Below are 18328 nucleotides of genomic sequence, written 5' to 3'. Positions count from 1 at the left end.
GGCCCACCGCCGGGGGAAGATCAGTACCCGAGCGCCTCGTTCACCGCGGCGGCCGACGGCGGCAGGACCGCCTTGGGGCCCACGTGGTTCTCGATCGCGTCGAGGGTCTTGAGGCCGTCGCCGGTGATGAGGAGCACCGTCTCGGCGTCCGGGTCCAGCTTGCCCGTCTCGACCAGCTTCTTCGCCGTGGCGACGGTGACGCCGCCGGCCGTCTCGGTGAAGATGCCCTCGGTGCGGGCCAGCAGGCGGATGCCTTCGACGACCTCTTCGTCGGAGACGTCCTCGATCGCGCCGCCGGTGCGGTTGACGATGTCGAGCACGTACGGGCCGTCGGCCGGGTTGCCGATCGCCAGCGAACGGGCGATCGTGTCCGGCTTCACCGGCTGGACGACGTCGTGGCCGCCGCGGAACGCGGCCGACACCGGCGAGCAGCCCGTGGCCTGGGCGCCGAACACCTTGTACGGGCTGGCGTCCACGAGACCGAGCTGACCCAGCTCGCGGAAACCCTTGTCCACCTTGGTGAGCTGAGAACCGGAGGCGATCGGCACGACGATCTGCGGCGGGATGCGCCAGCCCAGCTGCTCGGCGACCTCGAAGGCCAGCGTCTTCGAGCCTTCCGAGTAGTACGGCCGGACGTTCACGTTCACGAACGCCCACTTCGGGTGCTCACCGGCGAGCTCGGTGGCGAGGCGGTTGACGTCGTCGTAGTTGCCGTCGATGGCGATGAGGTCGCCGTCGTACACCGCGGTGGTGAGGATCTTGGCGCGCTCGAGCGACTTCGGGATCAGCACGACCGACCGCCAGCCGGCGCGGGCGGCCGCGGCGGCCGTCGCGTTGGCCAGGTTGCCGGTCGAGGGACACGCGAGCACCTCGAACCCGAACTCGCGGGCCGCGGCCAGCGCGACGGCGACCACGCGGTCCTTGAAGGAGTGCGTCGGGTTTCCGGTGTCGTCCTTGACCCAGACGCGCTTGAGGCCGAGCTCCTTGGCGAGGCGGTCGGCACGCACCAGGCGGGTCGCGCCGGGCTCGGTGTTGGGGATTTCTTCGATGTTCGACGGAACCGGGAGGAGCTTCTTGTAGCGCCAGATGTTCTTGGGGCCGGCCTCGATGTCTTCGCGGCGGACGCGGCCGAAGTCGTAGGCGACCTCGAGCGGCGAGAAGTCTTCGGCGGAGACGAACTCGGGGGCGAGCGGCTGCCGGTGGCCCTCTTCCTTCGACACCAGTTCGACGGCCGGTCCGAGATCCGGGGTCTTGGTGGTGGAGGTCGTGCCGAGGGTTGCGGTCATCGCGAGGTTCCTTTCCTCATCTGCCCCGCCGAAGCGGGCCGGAATTGGCACCGTGGTCGTCAGCTACCCCGCGATCGCGGGATGACGGGCTGTACGCCGGTTGCCGGGGCTTCGTCGGGCCGTTCCCTCTGCCCCTCTGGATGAGCGGTATTCGGTTGTCGGGGCGCGCCACAAACGCGCCGCCTCGAGGACACCGTACGACATGGCGTTCGGACCGTGCCATGGTGGCGGCTCCACATCACCGGAGCGGGCGCACGTTCGGAGAAGTGAGAGGATCCTCCGGTGACCGCGCAAGCCACCGCCCCGCCCCCGCTGCACCTGGTCCTGGGTGAGGAAGAACTGCTGATCGAGCGCGCCGTCCGCGAGACGCTGGCCGCGGCCCGCGCGATCGACGCGACCGCCGAGCTGACCCGGGTCCGGGTGTCCGATCTCACAGCCCCTGAGCTGGCCGAACTCGTCAGCCCCTCGCTGTTCAGCGAAGGCCGCGTGATCGTCCTGGAGTCGGCGCAGGACATCTCGCAGGAGCTGGCCGACGCCGTGGCGTCCTACCTGAAGGACCCGGCGGACGGGGTCGTGCTGGTCGTCGTGCACACCGGCGGTGGCCGCAGCAAGGCCGGCAAGACGCTCCCGGCCGTGCTGAAAAAGGCCGGTGCCGAAGTCACGGAGTGCCCGAAGCTGACGAAGCCCGCCGAGCGGGAGCAGTTCGTGCGGCACGAGGTGCGCCGGGTGGGCGGCAAGATCGACCCGGCCGGTGTCGCCGCGCTCATCGACGCCGTGGGCTCCGACCTGCGGGAACTCTCCTCCGCGGCGACCCAGCTGGTCGCGGACACCGGCGGCGCGGTCGACGCCGAAGCGGTCCGGCGCTACCACCGCGGCCGGGCCGACGTGACCGGGTTCGCGGTCGCGGAGCGGGCGGTCAGCGGTGACCGCGCGGCGGCGCTGGAGTCGTTGCGCTGGGCGATGCAGCTCGGGGTCCCGCACGTCCTGGTCGCCGACGCGCTGGCCGACGCCGTCCGCACGATCGCCCGCGTCTCCGGTGCGGGCCGGGGCAACCCCAACCAGCTGGCCGGCGAGCTGGGCATGCCGCCGTGGAAGATCCGCAAGGCGCAGGGCCAGTCCAGGGGCTGGAACCAGGACGGGCTGGCCACGGCGATGCGGGTGGTCGCGCGGCTCAACGCCGAGGTCAAGGGCGTGGCGGCCGACCCGGGTTACGCGCTGGAACGAGCCGTGCTGGAGGTGGCGGCCGCCAAGGGCGACCGCTGACATGAAGAAAGCCCCGGCCGAGGCCGGGGCTTCTCCAGAAACAGCTTGCTCAGAGCGCGTTGACGCGCTTCGCGAGCGCCGACTTCTTGTTGGCGGCCTGGTTGGCGTGGATGACGCCCTTCGAGACGGCCTTGTCCAGCTTCTGGGCGGCGTCGCGCTGCAGCTCGGCAGCCTTGGCCTTGTCGCCGGCCTCGGCGGCTTCGCGGACCTTGCGGATCGCGGTCTTCACCGAGGACCGGATCGCCTGGTTGCGCTGACGCGCCTTCTCGTTCGTCGTGATGCGCTTGATCTGCGACTTGATGTTGGCCATAGGGCAACTCCTGTTTCACTCGGTGAGATTCGCCGCCGCGCTGAAGTGGCCCTGCTCGAAAACAGGTTTCCTCCATGACGGAATGCCGCACGGGCAGCGAGCGACAACTCTAACAGCCCGGCTCCCGGCCTCGTCCGCCGGGACCTGCGCGCCGCCGATCATGGGGAGTACGGTGGAGGGCGGTCAGTGCCTAGGGTTCCGTCGCCGGTCCGCACACACCGCACCACACAACCAGGACCGGCGGGTCTGGTCCGAGCGGCACCATCGGCGGGCCCGGACGGCCGGTCGTTCATCTGACGGGGCAAAAGCCTGGAGGACCCGGTTTTCGCGCGCGCGAAAACCCGAAAGGGTCCCATGAACGCCACCGCCCTGTCCTTCGTCCTCGTCGCCGCGGTCGTGCACGCGGCGTGGAACCTGGCCGCCAAGCGGATCTCCTCCGGTGGCACGCAGTTCGTCTGGCTCTACTACACGGCTTCCGCCGTCTTGCTCCTGCCGGTGACGGTCGTGCTGCTGGTCGTGGAAACGGACCGTCCACAGTGGAGCTGGCTGCTCGCCGCCGTCGTGACGGCGGTGCTGCACATCGCCTACGGCATCGTCCTGCAGCGCGGGTACCGCGTCGGCGACCTCTCGGTCGTCTACCCGGTCGCGCGCGGCACCGGGCCGCTGCTGTCGGTGCTGGCCGCCGTCCTCGTGCTCGGCGAGCGGCCGGGCCTGCTCGGCCTGCTCGGCGCGTTCCTCGTGATCACCGGGGTGCTGGTGATCAGCACCGGCCGCAAGGCGGGCGACCCGCAAGCGGTCAAGGCCGGGATCTTCTACGGCCTGCTGACCGGCGCCGTCATCGCCGGCTACACGCTCTGGGACGCACACGCGGTGACCGGCCTCGGCGTGCCGCCGATCGTCTACTTCGGCCTCGGGTCGGTCCTGCAGAGCGTGCTGCTCGTGCCCGGCGCGCTGGCCGACCGCGGGGAGGTGCGCCGGATCTGGCGCGAGCAGCGTCGCGAGGTGCTCGTCGTCGCGGTGCTTTCGCCGATCGCGTACGTCCTGGTGCTGTTCGCGCTCACCATGGCGCCGGTCAGCCTGGTCGCGCCCGCCCGGGAGCTGAGCATCGTGCTCGGTGGCCTCGCCGCGTGGCTGGTGCTGGGCGAACGCGACGCCGTGCGGCGGCTCGCCGGCTCCGTGATCGTGCTGTCGGGGATCGCCGCGATTGCCCTCGCCTGAGCGCGTCCGGTAGGGATGGTCGGATGGAAGTCCTGAAGAGCAGGCTGTTGATCCGCCCGCGTGACGTCGCCGCGACCACCGGGTTCTACCGCGACACCCTCGGCCTGGCCGTGGAGCGCGAGTTCCCCGGCGGCACCGTGTTCTTCCTCGGCCACGGCTCCCTGGAGGTCTCCGGCGAGGGGACGGCGGGCGCGTCGCCCGACCTGGTGCTCTGGGTGCAGGTCCGGGACCTGGCGGGCACCCTGGCCGAGCTCAAGGGGAAGGGCCTGGAGCCGGTGCGGGACGCCCGGCGCGAGCCCTGGGGCCTGGACGAGGCCTGGATCGCCGACCCGGACGGCACGCGGATCGTGCTGGTCGAGGTGCCCGAAGGCCACCCGATCCGCACCGACACCCGCTAGGCGGGCTTGACGGCGCGCAGCTGCGCGGCCAGCGCGGTGAAGCCGGGCGGCTCCCAGGTCCACGTCTGCAGGTCGGCGAAGCCCGCGGCGGCGGCCTCGTCGGCCAGCACGTGCCTGCTCACGGGCAGCCACTTCTCGTGCGCGGACAGCAGCAGCCGTCCGCCGGGCCGCAGCACCCGGAACAGCTCGGCGAACCCCGCGGCGCGGTCGTCCCAGAGCATCACGTTGTTCACGGTCAGCACGACGTCGACGGACTCGCCGGGCTCACCGGTGTGCGCGGCCGACCCCTCCCGCAGCTCGGCGTGGTCGCCGCAGCGCTCGTGGCAGAGCGCGAGCATCTCGGGGGAGGGGTCGACACCGACGACGCGCCCGGCCAGCCGCGACGCGGCCTCCAGGCCGACGCCGGGGCCCGGCCCGACGACCAGGACGGTCTCGTCCGGCTCGAGCTTGGCCAGGTCGACGACGCGGTGTTCGGTGGCGGCGTTCCCCCTGGCCATCAGCAGGCCGCCGAGGCGGCCGAGCACGCCGGAGGGGTGACCGAACGTCCGGTCGAGGACGCGGGCGAAGCCGCTGGTCTCCGGCTGGGGAGGGGGTGCCGGCTGGTGCGAAGTGCTCATACTTCGAGGGCACCACGGATCACAAAAGCCCGCATCGGGGATGACCCCCACCCGCACCCGGAGGGCCATGGGACCATAGAGGTGGCCATCCCCGACTTTCCGAGGACTCATTCGAGTGACAGCGCTCAACAAGTTCGCCGACACGACCTTCACGCCTCCGGAGCTCATCCGGAACTTCTGCATCATCGCGCACATCGACCACGGCAAGTCCACCCTGGCCGACCGCATGCTGCAGCTCACCGGCGTCGTGGAAGAGCGGGCCATGCGCGCGCAGTACCTCGACCGGATGGACATCGAGCGGGAGCGCGGGATCACGATCAAGGCCCAGAACGTCCGGCTCCCGTGGCAGGTCGACGGGCAGGACCACGTCCTGCACATGATCGACACCCCCGGCCACGTCGACTTCACCTACGAGGTGTCCCGGGCGCTGGAGGCGTGCGAAGGCGCCGTCCTGCTGGTCGACGCCGCGCAGGGGATCGAGGCCCAGACGCTGGCCAACCTCTACCTCGCCCTGGAGAACAACCTCCAGATCATCCCGGTGCTCAACAAGATCGACCTGCCCTCGGCCGACCCCGACAAGTACGCGGGTGAGCTGGCCCACATCATCGGCTGCGAGCCCGACGACGTCCTGCGGGTCTCGGCCAAGACCGGCATGGGCGTCGGCACGCTGCTCGACGAGGTCGTCAAGCAGGTCCCGGCGCCGCAGGGCGACGCCGACGCGCCCGCCCGCGCGATGATCTTCGACTCGGTGTACGACACCTACCGCGGCGTCGTCACCTACATCCGGGTCGTCGACGGCAAGATCACGCCGCGCGAGAAGATCAAGATGATGTCGACCGGCGCGACGCACGAGCTGCTCGAGGTCGGGATCATCTCGCCGGAGCCCAAGCCCAGCAAGGGGCTCGGCGTCGGCGAGGTGGGCTACCTGATCACCGGCGTGAAGGACGTCCGCCAGTCCAAGGTCGGCGACACCGTGACGTCCGAACGCCACGGCGCCAAGGAGGCGCTGGCCGGCTACCGCGAGCCGAAGCCGATGGTCTACTCCGGACTGTATCCGGTGGACGGCTCCGACTACCCGGAGCTGCGCGAGGCGCTCGACAAGCTTCAGCTGAACGACGCCGCGCTCGACTACGAGCCGGAGACGTCGGTGGCGCTGGGCTTCGGCTTCCGCTGCGGCTTCCTCGGCCTGCTGCACCTGGAGATCACGCGCGACCGGCTCGAGCGCGAGTTCGGCCTCGACCTGATTTCGACGGCACCGAACGTGGTTTACCGCGTGGTGCTGGAGGATCGCAGCGAGGTGGTCGTGACCAACCCGTCGGACTGGCCGAGCGGGCTGAAGATCTCCGAGGTGCACGAGCCGGTTTCGAAGGTCAGCATCCTCGCGCCGTCGGAGTTCGTCGGCACGATCATGGAGCTGTGCCAGACCAAGCGCGGGACGCTGCTCGGCATGGACTACCTGTCCGAGGACCGGGTCGAGCTGCGGTACAACCTGCCGCTGGCGGAAATCATCTTCGACTTCTTCGACACGCTGAAGTCGCGTACGCGCGGCTATGCGTCGCTCGACTACGAAGAGGCCGGCGAGCAGGTCGCCGAGCTGGTGAAGGTCGACATCCTGCTGCAGGGCGAAACCGTCGACGCGTTTTCCGCGATCGTGCACAAGGACGCGGCCTACGGTTACGGCAACCGAATGGCGACGCGGCTGCGCGAGCTCATTCCGCGCCAGCAGTTCGAGGTGCCGATCCAGGCGGCCATCGGCTCCCGGATCATCGCCCGCGAAACGATTCGCGCGATCCGCAAGGACGTCCTGGCCAAGTGTTACGGCGGTGACATCTCGCGGAAGCGCAAGCTGCTGGAGAAGCAGAAGGAAGGCAAGAAGCGGATGAAGACCGTGGGCCGGGTCGAGGTCCCGCAGGAGGCCTTCGTCGCCGCTCTGTCCACTGAGGACTCGGGTAAGGGCAAGAAGTAACTGTTCTCCTGATGTGACAGTGGCGCCCATATTCGCTCCGCCGAGTGAATATGGGCGCCGAACCCGTGTTCGACGCGGTTTCTGTCGGTGCTGTCTGGTGTGCTCTGGTGCGAAGAGCGAAAGGAGAGCACCATGACGGTCATGGCGGACTTCGAGCATCCCACCGGTTCGGGCCCCTTGAAGGTGCGCGACCTCGAGGGGATCCCGGATGACGGCCGACGCTACGAGCTCATCGACGGGGTGCTCATCGTGAGCCCCGCGCCGGGAAGAAGACATCAGAAGATCGTGGTGCGACTCTCGAGAGTCCTCGAGGACGCGTGCCCGCCCGAGTACGACGTACTGATCGCACCGTTCGCGGTGCACTCGGGCGACGATACGGAGCTGCAGCCGGATGTCCTGGTCGGCCGGGACGAGGACTTCACCGAGAAGGACCTCCCGGCACCGCCGGTGCTGGCCGTCGAAGTGTTGTCGCCCAGCACGGCGATCTACGACCTGAACCTCAAGAAAGCTGTCTACGAGCGGCTCCGGACCGAGAGTTATTGGGTGATCGATCCGGCGGGCCCTGAGCTGACCGTGTTCGAGCTGGACGAGGACGGCCACTACCAGCAGGTGGCCAAGGCGGCGGCCGACGAGGCGGTCGAGCTCGAGCGGCCGTTCGCGGTGCGGATCGTGCCGCGGGAGCTGCTGGGCCGGCTCGCCTGAGGCCGGCTGGCCGCGCACGAGGACAGGCCGGCCGCTCTGGCCGGACCCGGCCGGGAGGCGCCGGCCATGCCGGCGAAGCTGCCCGGCGGGCCGCGGTCCGCGCTGCCGGGCGTGTTGGTGGATCGCAGCGCCGGAGGACGGGGTCATCGACTCGTCCTTGTGGTCCAGCGGCCCTGCTTCGCCGCCGGCGGAGTGAGCGCGCAGTCCGTTTGCCGCGCCGTCGAATGCGGCGCAGCTGCGGAGCCCGTCAGTGGTGGCGGATGCGTGGTGCGCCGCGGAGCTGGGAGTGCAGCCGGCGGTGTCGCAGCTCCTTCCGGAGCCGCTCGATCACGGCCGTGAACAGCGCCGGGTCCAGGATCGCCGTCTGCTCGAACTGGCGCCTTCCCGCCGGGGCCGGGTGCAGCTTGCCGCGCGGGGCGTAGCACTGCACCGAGCTCTCCACCCCTTCACCGGTGACCAGGTCCAGCCAGATGGCGTCGCGCAGGTGGCCGTCGCCGAAGCGGGCTGAGCGGCGCACCGTGACGTCGGCGATCTGGGCCCACGGGACCACCCGGGTGCTGAGGGTGCCCGCGGGCAGGCGGATGCCCTCCTCGCCGAGGGTGAGGTCGCGGAGGCCGTCGAGGCCGCGCTTGAGCATGCGAGCGCGGGAGACGCGGAACACGACCACCGCGACGAGCACGGTGGCCGCATAGGCGCCGCCGATCAGCCAGGGGGACAGGCCGCGCACCAATCCCCCGGCGAGCGCCGCGCCGAAACCGGCGTCGGCGACCGCGAGCACGCCGATCAGGACCTTGACCGGCGTGGTGACACGGGACGGGGACTCGGGCAACGGGACGACTCCTGGGGCCGGGCGGGTCAGGGGTTGCCGATTATCCGGTCTGCCCGCACGAACACCGCAACCCGGCGTTCCGCGGCCATCACGCGGTCGTACTCGTCCCAGTCGTCGTGCGTGCCGGTGGCGGCGATGAAGACGTCGCGCAGCAGTTTCGGCAGGCCCGCGGCGTCGAAGGCGGGGTCGGGGTCGTCCGGCCCGATGAGGTGGGTGGCGCCGGTGACGGAGACCCAGTTCCAGCCCCGGCGGAAGGTCAGCGTGGCGTGCCCGGCCCGGCGCAGCAGCAGAAGCTTGTGCGCCTGCCCGACGGCAACGTAGGCGACGCCCGGGGTGCCGGTCACCGGGTCGTCGAAGACGCCCGCGTTGACCACGGAGGAGTGCACCGTGCCGTCGGCGCGCGTCGTGGCGACGGTGGCGAGGCCGTGCTCCTGCAGCGACAGCGTCCGAACCTGCTCGAGATCAACGCTCATGCCTCAACTTAACCTGCCCGCCCGGCGCGATGTTCCGGTTTCACCGGGTGAAGTGCGGTGCTAACCGTCCGCACAGCCCGGCGGATCGCCGTGCGGAGCGCCGGGCCAGTCGACGTGAACCCCGGCGACCGCCCGGCGACGAAGGTGCGCCCGGGCGCCCACCCACACCGCCCGCGCGACGGCCGGCGCCTCGTCTCGGTGAGCTCGTTCAGCCCCGCGACGTGCCGCCGGGGCTCGACGAAGAGATAGCCGAGGAAGGTGCCGGCTGATGGGTCACGACGAGGAGGTCGTCAGCCCAGGCCACGGTGCGGAGCCCGCGAGTCAGGGAGCCGCTGGTGAGGATCTGGAACTGCCCGTCTCGGTCTGCGGACGACCGCCGGGCCCGTCTCCGCGAGACGGGCTCGGCGATGCTCAACAGGCGCCGTTGTCGGTCCACACTCCCCACTGGCCCGTTGTTCCCGGCTCCTCACCCTGCGTCCACCACTTCGCCGTCCACTTGTGGCCGTTGTGGGACACCACGTTCCCGCCCGTGTACACCTGCGACGCCGTCCAGGCCGCGTCCGTGCACGTGCCCGGGTTGGTCGTGCCGCCCGTGTCCCACGTGACCTGGGATGACCGGTAGAAGTTGATGCCCTGCGCCACCCAGCGGGGCGCCTGGGCGCCCAAGCGGGTGCGGAACGCCGTCCAGTCGTGCGTCGACCACGGGGACCAGCCCAGCTCCGCGTGCGCCGCCAGCCGAGGGAATGCCAGGTAGTCGATGTCCGACGGCGTCACCACCGTTTCCGCCCACAGCGGGGACTCCACGCCGCGGACCGCGGACTCGCCCACGCCCGACAGGTACGCTCCCGGGTTCCAGCCGTACGCGTCCTGGACCTCGATGTACCCCGCCCACGACAGGCCGATCGGGGACGAGCTGTTGTACTTCATGTCCAGGTACGCCTTGTTCGCCGGTGACAGGATCACCTTGCTGCCCCGGGAAACCGCCGCCGAGACGCCCGCGTCCGACGTGGTGGTTCCCCAGAACTGCGGGGAAGCCGACGCCGGCAGTGTTGCCTTCGCGATGTCGTGCCAGCCGACCACCGACTTGCCCGTTGCCGCGACCAGGGGCAGCACCTTGTTCACGAACGTCAGGTAGTCCGAGGCCGACGTCGAAGACGCTTCGTCGCCGCCGATGTGGAGGTACGGGCCCGGGGTCAGCGCCGCCAGTTCGCGCAGGACGTCCGCGATGAACGTGTACGTGATGTCCTTCGAGATGCACAGCGAGCTGTAGCCGACCGCCGTGTCCGTCCGCAGGGCCGGTGCCACCCCGTTGCAGTTCAGCTCCGCGTACGACGCCAGCGCCGCGTTCACGTGCCCGGGCATGTCGATCTCCGGGATGACCGTGATGTGCCGCGACGCCGCGTAGCTCACGATGTCCGTGTACTGCGCCTTCGTGTAGTAGCCGCCCGCACCGCCGCCGACCTGGGTGCTGCCGCCGTACGTCGTCAGACGCGGCCAGCTGTCGATCTGGATGCGCCAGCCCTGGTCGTCGGCCAGGTGCAGGTGGAGGTTGTTGATCTTGTACTGGGCCAGCTGGTCGATGTACCGCTTGACCGTCGACACCGGGTGGAAGTGCCGCGCGACGTCGAGCATCGCGCCGCGGTAGCCGAAGCGCGGGTAGTCCACGACCGTCGCGCCCGGGACGGTCCACGGTCCTTGCTGCACCGACGCGCTTTCGACGCGGCCCGGCAGCAGCTGCCGCAACGTCTGGACGCCCGCGAAGAGCCCGTCGGCCGTCGTGGCCCGCACAGTGACCGACGACGCCGTCGACACCAGCTGGTACCCCTGCGCTCCGACGGACGCGGGCGCGCCGGAGAGCAGGAGGGCGATGCTGTCCGCGGGCACGGACGCGGGCGCGTCGGACACCGGCAGCGCGTAGCCCGTCGACGGGCGCAGCACCCCGGCAAGGTAGTCACCGACCTGCTTGGCCGGCGCCGACCCGGCCTCGGTGACGATCTTCGTCGTCGAGACCAGCGGGAACGTCACTCCCGCCGCCGGGGTCACCGACACCGGCACCGGGACGATCGACTGCAACGCGGGGGTGGCCGCCGCGGCCGGGGTCAGCTGGGCGGCGGTCGTGCTGGCGCCGATCAGGGCCAGCACGGCGAGTGCGCGGCCGAGCCGTCGCGTGCGGGTTGGCTTCACCGGGGACCTCCTGGCGGGAAGGGCGCGACCTCGCCGTCACGCCTGCCGGGATCGTCGCATTTCTGCCGGTCGTGGTCTAGACCAGTTCGGGTGGTTGTCAATCCGGCCAAAAGCAGGCCGACCCTCGAGCGGCCGGTGACTGTGGCCACGAAACCATTCGGCCGTGACTGTGGTCGGATTGGCAACGAACGGCACAGTAAGCTCGCCCGGTGACGCGGTACTTCGTGGCGGGTTCGCCGTTCGCGCTGCTCTCGAGCGCCGAGACGGCCGCGTGGTACGCGTACATGAAGGTGCACCTCCGCCTGGAGTACGAGCTGAACCGGCAGCTGCGCGCCGACAGCGGGATCTCGCTCGCCGACTACCACGTGCTGGTCGCGCTGACCAGCGCGGCGGACGGCCGGATGCGGGTCACCGACCTCGCGGTCCGCCTCGGCTGGGAGCGCAGCCGGCTCTCGCACCACCTGAAGCGCATGCGTGAACGCGGTCTGGTCGCGACCGGCGTCAGCCCCGAAGACCGCCGGGCCACCGACGTGACGCTGTCCGAGGACGGCTGGGCGGCGCTGCGCCGGGCGGCGCCGGACCACGTCGAGTTCGTGCGCACGGCGTTCCTGGACGCGCTCGGGCCGGACGGCCTGCCGCAGCTGGCGGGCCTGCTCGAACGCGTTTACGACTCGCTCGTCGAGCACGGCAGCCTGCCGCGGCCGGACGACCACCCCTGACGGTTACGTGACATGTCACGTAACATGGCGCCGAGCCTAGGAGGGTGCGAGATGGCGACGGTGGCCGAACTGATGCGGGCGAACCTGCTCGAGGTCTTCAACGAGCGTGACGACGAGCGGCGGGCGAAGGCAATCGCGGCGACGTATGCGGCCGATGTCACCTTCGCCGATCCCGAGGGGATGGCGACCGGGCACGAGGAGCTGAACGCCAAGGCGAAGGGGCTGCTGGAGCAGTCCCCGGGGTTCGTGTTCGCGCCGGCCGGCCCGGTGCTGGTGAACCACGACCTGGGCCACCTCGCCTGGGAGCTCGGCCCGGAAGGCGCGCCGCCGGTCGTGCGGGGGATCGACGTCGCCCTCGTCGAGGACGGGCTCATCACCAAGCTCTACACGATGTTGTTGCCCGCCTGAGTACTACGCTCGGTGGCATGTTCGACGAGCTGACGTTCCCGGTCATCGCCGCGCCCATGGCGGGCGGGCCGACCACGCCCGAACTGGTCGCCGCGGTCACCGAAGCCGGCGGCTTCGGCTTCCTCTCGGCGGGCATGCTCACCCCCGCGGCGCTCGCCGCGCAGATCGACCGCACCCGCGAGCTCACCGGCCGCGCGTTCGGCGTCAACCTCTTCGTCCCGCAGCCGGACACCGGCGCCGACCTCAGCGCCCACCGCGAGCGGCTCGAGGTCTTCGCCCGCGAGTACGACGTCGAGCTCGGCGAGCCGAAGTGGGACGACGACGCGTACGCGGCGAAGCTGGACGTCGTGCTCGAGAAGCGGATCCCGGTGGTGTCGTTCACCTTCGGGCCGCCGAGCCCGTCCGACGTCGTGCGGCTCAAGGAGGCCGGCAGCACGGTCGTCGTCACCGTGACGACGCCGGAAGCCGCGCGCCGGGCGGCGGACCTCGGCGCCGACGCGCTGGTCCTCCAGGGGTTCGAGGCCGGCGGGCACCGGAGCCTGTTCACCGACGACGCGCACCTGCCCGGCGGTGGCCCGGAGTACGGCGTGCTCGCGCTGTTGCGGCTCGTCTCCGGGCAGACCGACCTGCCGCTGGTCGCCGCCGGTGGCCTGGTCCACGGCGCGGACGTCGCCGCCGTGCTCGCCGCCGGGGCCGTGGCCGCCCAGCTGGGCACGGTCTTCCTGCGCGCGGACGAAGCCGGCACCTCCGAGGCCCACCGCAAGGCGCTGGCGCTCGCCGAACGCGAGACGGTCTTCACACGGGCCTTCAGCGGACGTCCGGCGCGCGGGCTGGTCAACAGGTTCATGGACGCGCTGTCCGAAGGCGCGCCCGCCGCGTACCCGCAGCTGAACAACCTGGCCGGGCCGGTGCGCAAGGCGTCGGCGAAGGCGGGTGACTCGGAAGCGATCTCGCTGTGGGCCGGCCAGACCTACCCGCTCGCCTACGACGCGTCGGCCGCCGTGATCGTCGAACGGCTGAAGGTCGAGGCGCGCGACGCCGCCGCGCGCCTCGACCGGATCCGCTAGGCCTCCGGGCCGGTGCGGTTCAGCACCGAGTGCCGCCGGCTGTAGGCGAAGTAGACGATCATCCCGAGCACGAACCAGACGGCGAACCGCAGCCAGGTTGCCGGCTGAAGGAACGTGATCAGCCAGATCGAGAAAACGACGCCGATCGCGGGCACCACCGGCATGCCCGGCGTCTTGAACGTCCGCGACAGATCGGGACGCTTGTAGCGCAGCACGATCACCGCGACGCAGACGACGACGAACGCGAGCAGGATGCCGATGTTCGTCAGCTCGGCCGCCTCGCCGATCGGCAGCACGCCGGCGATGACCGCGGACGCGCCGCCGAGGAGCCAGGTCATCCGGCTCGGCACCTGGCGCTTCGGGCTCGTCTTGCCGAACCACGGCGGGAGCAGGCCGTCGCGGCTCATCGAGTAGCCGACGCGGGTGGCGCCCATCATGAACGTGAACAGCACAGTGAGAATGCCGACGATCGCGCCGATCGCGATCACGGTCGCGAGCCCGTCGAGGCCGACCGACTTGAACGCTGTCGAGAAGCCGCTCTTCGGGTCGATCTCGGTGTACTTCTGCATGCCGGTCAGCACCAGGCAGGCCAGCACGTACAGCACCATGGAAATGCCGAGCGAGTAGAGGATCGCCTTCGGCATGTGCCGTTGCGCGTCCTTGGACTCCTCCGCGGCGGTGGACATGGCGTCGTAGCCGAAGACGGCGAAGAAGACCGTCGCCGCTCCGGTCACCGCGCCGCCGAAGCCGGCCGGGGCGAACGGCGTGTAGTTGCCGGTCTTGACGTAGAAGAAGCCGACCAGGATGACCACCAGCACGATCAGGACCTTGATCCCGACCATCGCCGTCTCGAACCGGGCGGCGCTGCGGATGCCGCGGTTGAGCAGGTACGCGATCAACAGGCACAGCAGCATCGCGAAGAGGTCGACCTTGTGCCCGGGCCCGGTGCCGGGCGCGCCCAGCATCCACGCGGGCAGGTCGAGCCCGAGCTGGCCGAGCAGGAAGCTGAAGTAGCCGGAAATGCCGATCGCCACCACCGCCACGATCGCGGTGTACTCCAGCAGCAGGTCCCAGCCGATGAACCAGCCGACGACCTCGCCGAGCACCGCGTAGCCGTAGGTGTAGGCCGAACCGGCCTTCGGGATCATGCCCGCGAACTCGGCGTAGGAGAACGCGGCGGCGGCGCTGGCGACGCCGGCGATGAGGAACGAGATCAGCACAGCCGGGCCGACGCCGGCGATGCCCGCCGAGTCGTCGCCGTGCGCGACGCTGCCGGCCAGGGCGAAGATCCCGGCGCCGATGATGCCGCCGATGCCGATGGCGGTCAGCTGCCACAGTCCCAGGGTGCGTTTCAGGCCGCCGGCTTCGCTGGTGTCCTGGATCTGGTCGATCGGCTTGCGCCGGAAGATGCCGGAGCTGGAGCCCAGGCTTGGAGCGGACATCTTCGTCTCCCGAACGTCGGTGGACGAGCCCGGATCACGGACCCAACGGGGGAACCTACCGCCAACTCCGCGTGAAGACAGTGTGAGCCGCTCAGCCCGCCGCGGTGTCTTCGCTCACGGCTTCCGGCGCCGCCGCGACGGCGCGCTTGGCCTGGGTGGTCCGGACCGCGCTCGCGGCGAAGTAGGTGAGCAGCTCGGAGACCTCCACCGGGTCGTCCAGCTGCGGGCAATGCCCCCAGTCCTCGCGCACCAGCAGCCGGCTGTGCGGCACCAGCGTGTGCAGCTGGCGCCCGGACGCGGCGGTGACGAGCTTGTCCTTGCCGCACGCGACGACCAGCAGCGGCACCTTCACCGAGTCGAGGCGGTAGGCGTCGGCGAGCTCCGCGACGAGCTGCCGGGCCTGCTCCAGGCGGCTCTTCGTCGCGCGGTAGTCCGGGAACAGCGCGGTGAAGCGCTGGACCTGCGTCGCGTCGGCCGCGCCCGAGTTCGCGTACAGCAGCCGCGGGACGACCTGCTCGGCGACCTTGCGCACGAGGAAGCCCGGCACCGGGACCGGCAGCGCCGAGTACAGCCGCAGCGGCAGCGGGTACCGCGCGACCGTGCGGATCAGCCACGAGTCGACGAACCCCGGCGCGGCGATCGACACGACCCCGGAGATCGGCAGCCGGCTGTTCTGCGCCGCGCGCAGGCTCATGGTGCCGCCGAGGGAGTTGCCGGCGAGCACGACCGAGCCGAGCACGGCCTGTTCGCGGACGACGGCGGTGGTGAACGCGTCGAGCTGGGGCAGCATCGGGCCGGGCCGCAGCGGCTGGGCGTCCCCGAAGCCGGGGAGGTCGACGGCGATCGCCGGGACGCCGGCGGCCGCGAGCTGCTCGAGGGCGGGGCGCCAGGTGTCGGCGCTGTCGCAGTAGCCGTGCAGAAGCACGAGCCGCGGGGCGCTGGGCCGCACGTGCGGCGTGGCTGCCCGCCGCCGCAGTGAGCGGCGGGGGAGCTCCGGGTCCGGTGCGAGGTCACCGACCTCGAGCACACGGGTGCGGACGCCGGCGTAGCGCCGGAAGGAAACCCGGATCGGGTCCGGGTCGCTGCTGGGCCGGCCGCCCGGTACCGCCGGAGCGGGCCGCTTCGTTGCGGTCATGACTACAGATTAGCTTGCCACCATTGGGTTTTGGTGGAATTTCGGTGCTAACGACCAGATCTCGGTTCGAGTACGTTGACAATTCACGAGATGGGCGGTATAAGTGGTGACCTGGGCGGGCTCCGGTCGGATCCGCCCAGGTCACCGCCCTAACGGGTGAAAACGATCTTGCCCGCGGTGTCCCCGTCGAGCATCGCCTGGAAGCCCTTGGCCGCTTCCGCGAACGGCAGTTCCGCGCCGATCTGCGGCCGCACGCCGGTCAGGTCGAGGTAGGCCAGGAGGTCCGCGAGCTCGTCACGGGTGCCCATGGTCGACCCGGCGATCCGCAGCTGGAGGAAGAACACCCGCTGGAGCTCGGCGTTCGCGTCGGGGCCGCTGGTCGAGCCGGAGACGACGATGATGCCGCCCGGCTTGAGCGACTTCACCGAGTGTGACCAGGTGGCCTTGCCGACCGTCTCGAACACGGCGTCGACGCGCTCGGGCAGCCGTGCCCCCGATTCGAACGTCTGGTGCGCGCCGAGGCCGGCCGCGAGCGCGCGCTTCTCCTCGGTGCGGCCGGTCACCCAGACCCGGAACCCGGCCTCGCGGCCGAGCTGCACCAGCGCCGTCGAGACCCCGCCGGAGGCGCCCTGCACGAGCATCGTCTGCCCCGGCCGCAGCCCGGACTTCACGAACAGCATCCGGTACGCCGTCAGCCACGCCGTGCCCATGGTCGCGGCCTCGGCGAAGCTCAGCCCGGCCGGCTTCGGGACGACGTTGCGCGCGGGCACGACGACCTGGTCGGCGAAGGTGCCCTGGTGCTTCTCGGTGAGCAGCGTGCGCTTCGGGTCGAGGGTGTCGTCACCCTGCCAGCCCGGCGCGTTGATCACGGAGTGGACGACGACCTCCGAGCCGTCGTCGAGGGTGCCGGCGCCGTCGCAGCCGAGGACCATCGGGAACTGGTCCGGCTTGATCCCGACGCCGCGCAGGGTCCACAGGTCGTGCATGTTGAGGCTGGCCGCCTTGACGTGCACCCGGACCCAGCCGTCCGGCACGTCGGGTTCGGGTCGCTCGCCGACGACGAGCGAGTCCAAGGGGCTTTCGGCGTTGGGTTCTTGCGCGTACACGGCGAACATGTCTGGCAACGTACCGCCCCTACGGCGCGGGGGCAGCAGACCGCGCGTAGGCTCACACCGTGTTCAACGGGCTTGCCGACTGGTGGGACGGGGTCGAGCTGTGGCTCGCCCAGGCGTGGTTCCCGGTCCAGTTCGTGCTGGTCATGGTGGTCGTCGTGCCGCTGTGCCTGGCCGCCGCCTGGATCCTCGACAAGCTCGTCGGGCTCTTCGCCCGCCGGCTCACCCCGGGCCGTGACGACGACCGCTCCGACACCTCGTCCTAGGCTGGCGCACCATGTTCAACCGAAGGCGGATCACCGCCGCGCTGATCGGGCTCCTCGTGCTGGTGTTGGGGGGCTGGCTGGTCAAGGACGCCGTCGGCGGCGACAAGCCGGCAACCCCCTCGCCGGGCCCCGGCACGTCGGCGAGCGCGCCCGCCCAGGGAGGCGCGGCCCTGCCCGGCGCCGACTCCGGGCTGCCGCTCAAGCCGTTGTCGACACTGCCCTCGCAGGCCGGCGACACCTGGAAGCTGATCCAAAAGGGCGGCCCCTACCCGTATCCGCGCAACGACGACGTCGTCTTCGAGAACCGGGAGAAGCGCTTGCCCCGCAAGCAGTCCGGTTACTACCACGAGTACACCGTGAAGACCCCCGGCAGCGCCGACCGCGGCGCGCGGCGGCTGATCACCGGTCAGGCGCACGAGCTGTTCTACACCGGCGACCACTACGCGTCGTTCGTCGTCGTGGACCCGGCCCGATGAGCGCCGGGGAGCAGGCGAAGGCCGCCGCGGAAGAAGCCTTCGCCCGGGGCGCGTACCCGCACCTGGTGAACTCGCGGGCAACCGTCGACAAGGCGAGCACGCTGACCGCGTTCGCCGAAGCACTGTCCTTTCCGGACTACTTCGGGCACAACCTGGACGCGCTCTACGACTGCCTGACCGACCTTTCGTGGCTGCCGCAGGGGGAGCACGTGCTGATCTGGCCGGGCTCGGACGCGCTGCGCAAGGCCGAACCCAAGACGTACCTGGCGATCCGCAGCGTGCTTTCCGATGCGCAGCGGGGGGGGGGGGGGGGGGGGGGGGGGGGGGGGGTTGGGGGGGGTGGGGGGAGGGGGGGGGGGGGGGGGGGCGTTTTGTCCCCGCCCTGCCAGAGGGAGGGGCGACCACTGGACGCCCAGGCAGCGCGCAACAGCCACTTCCCTGCGCCGGTGGTGGGTTC

The 18328-nt window shown here is 70.8% G+C and carries 19 protein-coding genes, 1 pseudogene and 1 riboswitch; of the genes and pseudogenes, 11 read left to right on the top strand and 9 right to left on the bottom strand.

Annotation, left to right across the window (positions count from 1 at the left end; all coding sequences use genetic code 11):
* Positions 1-20 precede the first annotated feature (20 nt).
* Entirely contained in the window at positions 21-1286 is a 1266-nt protein-coding gene (thrC, locus tag ACZ61C_RS47110) for a threonine synthase (RefSeq protein WP_465314525.1), read from the bottom strand.
* A gap of 13 nt (positions 1287-1299) precedes the next feature.
* A riboswitch (SAM riboswitch) is annotated at positions 1300-1433 on the bottom strand.
* 135 nt (positions 1434-1568) lie between these two features.
* Between thrC and holA the strand changes: the two genes are divergently transcribed.
* Positions 1569-2549, top strand: a complete 981-nt coding sequence (gene holA / locus ACZ61C_RS47105; protein WP_465314524.1) for a DNA polymerase III subunit delta — start codon at positions 1569-1571, stop codon at positions 2547-2549.
* 49 nt (positions 2550-2598) lie between these two features.
* Here the strand turns inward: holA and rpsT are convergent, their stop codons facing one another.
* Positions 2599-2859, bottom strand: coding sequence for a 30S ribosomal protein S20 (gene rpsT, locus ACZ61C_RS47100; protein ID WP_091316168.1), 261 nt, complete (start codon positions 2857-2859; stop codon positions 2599-2601).
* Between the two features lie 354 nt (positions 2860-3213).
* Between rpsT and ACZ61C_RS47095 the strand changes: the two genes are divergently transcribed.
* Both ACZ61C_RS47095 and ACZ61C_RS47090 read left to right on the top strand, forming a co-directional pair.
* Complete coding sequence (locus tag ACZ61C_RS47095; RefSeq protein WP_465314523.1) at positions 3214-4077, top strand: EamA family transporter; 864 nt, start codon at positions 3214-3216, stop codon at positions 4075-4077.
* 23 nt (positions 4078-4100) lie between these two features.
* Positions 4101-4475, top strand: a complete 375-nt coding sequence (locus ACZ61C_RS47090) for a VOC family protein (RefSeq protein ID WP_465314522.1) — start codon at positions 4101-4103, stop codon at positions 4473-4475.
* Here ACZ61C_RS47090 and ACZ61C_RS47085 read toward each other — a convergent pair.
* Entirely contained in the window at positions 4472-5092 is a 621-nt protein-coding gene (locus ACZ61C_RS47085; RefSeq protein WP_465314521.1) for a class I SAM-dependent methyltransferase, read from the bottom strand. The genes ACZ61C_RS47090 and ACZ61C_RS47085 overlap by 4 nt on opposite strands.
* Before the next feature lie 115 nt (positions 5093-5207).
* On the opposite strand from ACZ61C_RS47085, the gene lepA reads away from it, so the two are divergent.
* Together lepA and ACZ61C_RS47075 are read left to right on the top strand one after the other, a co-directional pair.
* The gene (gene lepA, locus ACZ61C_RS47080) at positions 5208-7058 is read left to right on the top strand and encodes a translation elongation factor 4 (RefSeq protein WP_465314520.1); all 1851 of its coding nucleotides are present in this window, start codon (positions 5208-5210) and stop codon (positions 7056-7058) included.
* Between the two features lie 132 nt (positions 7059-7190).
* Positions 7191-7760: a Uma2 family endonuclease gene (locus ACZ61C_RS47075; RefSeq protein ID WP_465314519.1), complete on the top strand. Its 570-nt coding sequence runs from the start codon at positions 7191-7193 to the stop codon at positions 7758-7760.
* Between the two features lie 247 nt (positions 7761-8007).
* Here the strand turns inward: ACZ61C_RS47075 and ACZ61C_RS47070 are convergent, their stop codons facing one another.
* The 3 genes from ACZ61C_RS47070 to ACZ61C_RS47060 form a co-directional block, all read right to left on the bottom strand.
* Positions 8008-8589, bottom strand: a complete 582-nt coding sequence (locus ACZ61C_RS47070; RefSeq protein ID WP_465314518.1) for a hypothetical protein — start codon at positions 8587-8589, stop codon at positions 8008-8010.
* A 26-nt stretch (positions 8590-8615) separates the two neighbouring features.
* Positions 8616-9062: a pyridoxamine 5'-phosphate oxidase family protein gene (locus ACZ61C_RS47065; protein WP_465314517.1), complete on the bottom strand. Its 447-nt coding sequence runs from the start codon at positions 9060-9062 to the stop codon at positions 8616-8618.
* 411 nt (positions 9063-9473) lie between these two features.
* On the bottom strand, positions 9474-11246 hold the full coding sequence (locus tag ACZ61C_RS47060; RefSeq protein WP_465314516.1) for a family 20 glycosylhydrolase: 1773 nt from the start codon (positions 11244-11246) through the stop codon (positions 9474-9476).
* Positions 11247-11455: 209 nt separating this feature from the next.
* Here ACZ61C_RS47060 and ACZ61C_RS47055 point away from each other — a divergent pair, with 209 nt between their 5' ends.
* Genes ACZ61C_RS47055 through ACZ61C_RS47045 form a run of 3 tightly spaced genes read left to right on the top strand, consistent with a single transcriptional unit; the run spans position 11456 to position 13440 of the window.
* Positions 11456-11965: a MarR family winged helix-turn-helix transcriptional regulator gene (locus tag ACZ61C_RS47055; RefSeq protein ID WP_465314515.1), complete on the top strand. Its 510-nt coding sequence runs from the start codon at positions 11456-11458 to the stop codon at positions 11963-11965.
* A 51-nt stretch (positions 11966-12016) separates the two neighbouring features.
* A complete protein-coding gene (locus tag ACZ61C_RS47050) occupies positions 12017-12373 on the top strand; it encodes a nuclear transport factor 2 family protein (protein ID WP_465314514.1) in 357 nt (118 codons plus the stop codon).
* A 17-nt stretch (positions 12374-12390) separates the two neighbouring features.
* Positions 12391-13440, top strand: a complete 1050-nt coding sequence (locus tag ACZ61C_RS47045) for a nitronate monooxygenase (RefSeq protein ID WP_465314513.1) — start codon at positions 12391-12393, stop codon at positions 13438-13440.
* Here the strand turns inward: ACZ61C_RS47045 and ACZ61C_RS47040 are convergent.
* The 3 genes from ACZ61C_RS47040 to ACZ61C_RS47030 all read right to left on the bottom strand — a co-directional run bounded on the left by ACZ61C_RS47040 (position 13437) and on the right by ACZ61C_RS47030 (position 17132).
* Positions 13437-14882, bottom strand: coding sequence for an amino acid permease (locus ACZ61C_RS47040; RefSeq protein WP_465314512.1), 1446 nt, complete (start codon positions 14880-14882; stop codon positions 13437-13439). The genes ACZ61C_RS47045 and ACZ61C_RS47040 overlap by 4 nt on opposite strands.
* Before the next feature lie 91 nt (positions 14883-14973).
* Entirely contained in the window at positions 14974-16017 is a 1044-nt protein-coding gene (locus ACZ61C_RS47035) for an alpha/beta hydrolase (RefSeq protein WP_465314511.1), read from the bottom strand.
* A 149-nt stretch (positions 16018-16166) separates the two neighbouring features.
* Entirely contained in the window at positions 16167-17132 is a 966-nt protein-coding gene (locus ACZ61C_RS47030) for a quinone oxidoreductase family protein (RefSeq protein ID WP_465314510.1), read from the bottom strand.
* A 59-nt stretch (positions 17133-17191) separates the two neighbouring features.
* On the opposite strand from ACZ61C_RS47030, the gene ACZ61C_RS47025 reads away from it, so the two are divergent.
* The 3 genes and pseudogenes from ACZ61C_RS47025 to ACZ61C_RS47015 form a co-directional block, all read left to right on the top strand.
* On the top strand, positions 17192-17395 hold the full coding sequence (locus ACZ61C_RS47025; protein WP_465314509.1) for a hypothetical protein: 204 nt from the start codon (positions 17192-17194) through the stop codon (positions 17393-17395).
* A gap of 11 nt (positions 17396-17406) precedes the next feature.
* The gene (locus tag ACZ61C_RS47020) at positions 17407-17871 is read left to right on the top strand and encodes a guanyl-specific ribonuclease (RefSeq protein ID WP_465314508.1); all 465 of its coding nucleotides are present in this window, start codon (positions 17407-17409) and stop codon (positions 17869-17871) included.
* Positions 17868-18188 (top strand): annotated as a pseudogene (locus ACZ61C_RS47015) (barstar family protein); the annotation flags it as partial. The gene ACZ61C_RS47020 and the pseudogene ACZ61C_RS47015, both read left to right, overlap by 4 nt.
* Positions 18189-18328: the final 140 nt, after the last annotated feature.

It is taken from the genome of Amycolatopsis sp. NPDC104587, from assembly GCF_055583645.1.
The sequence above is the reverse complement of the archived record's forward strand: the minus strand, read 5'-3'. Positions and strand labels throughout refer to the sequence as shown.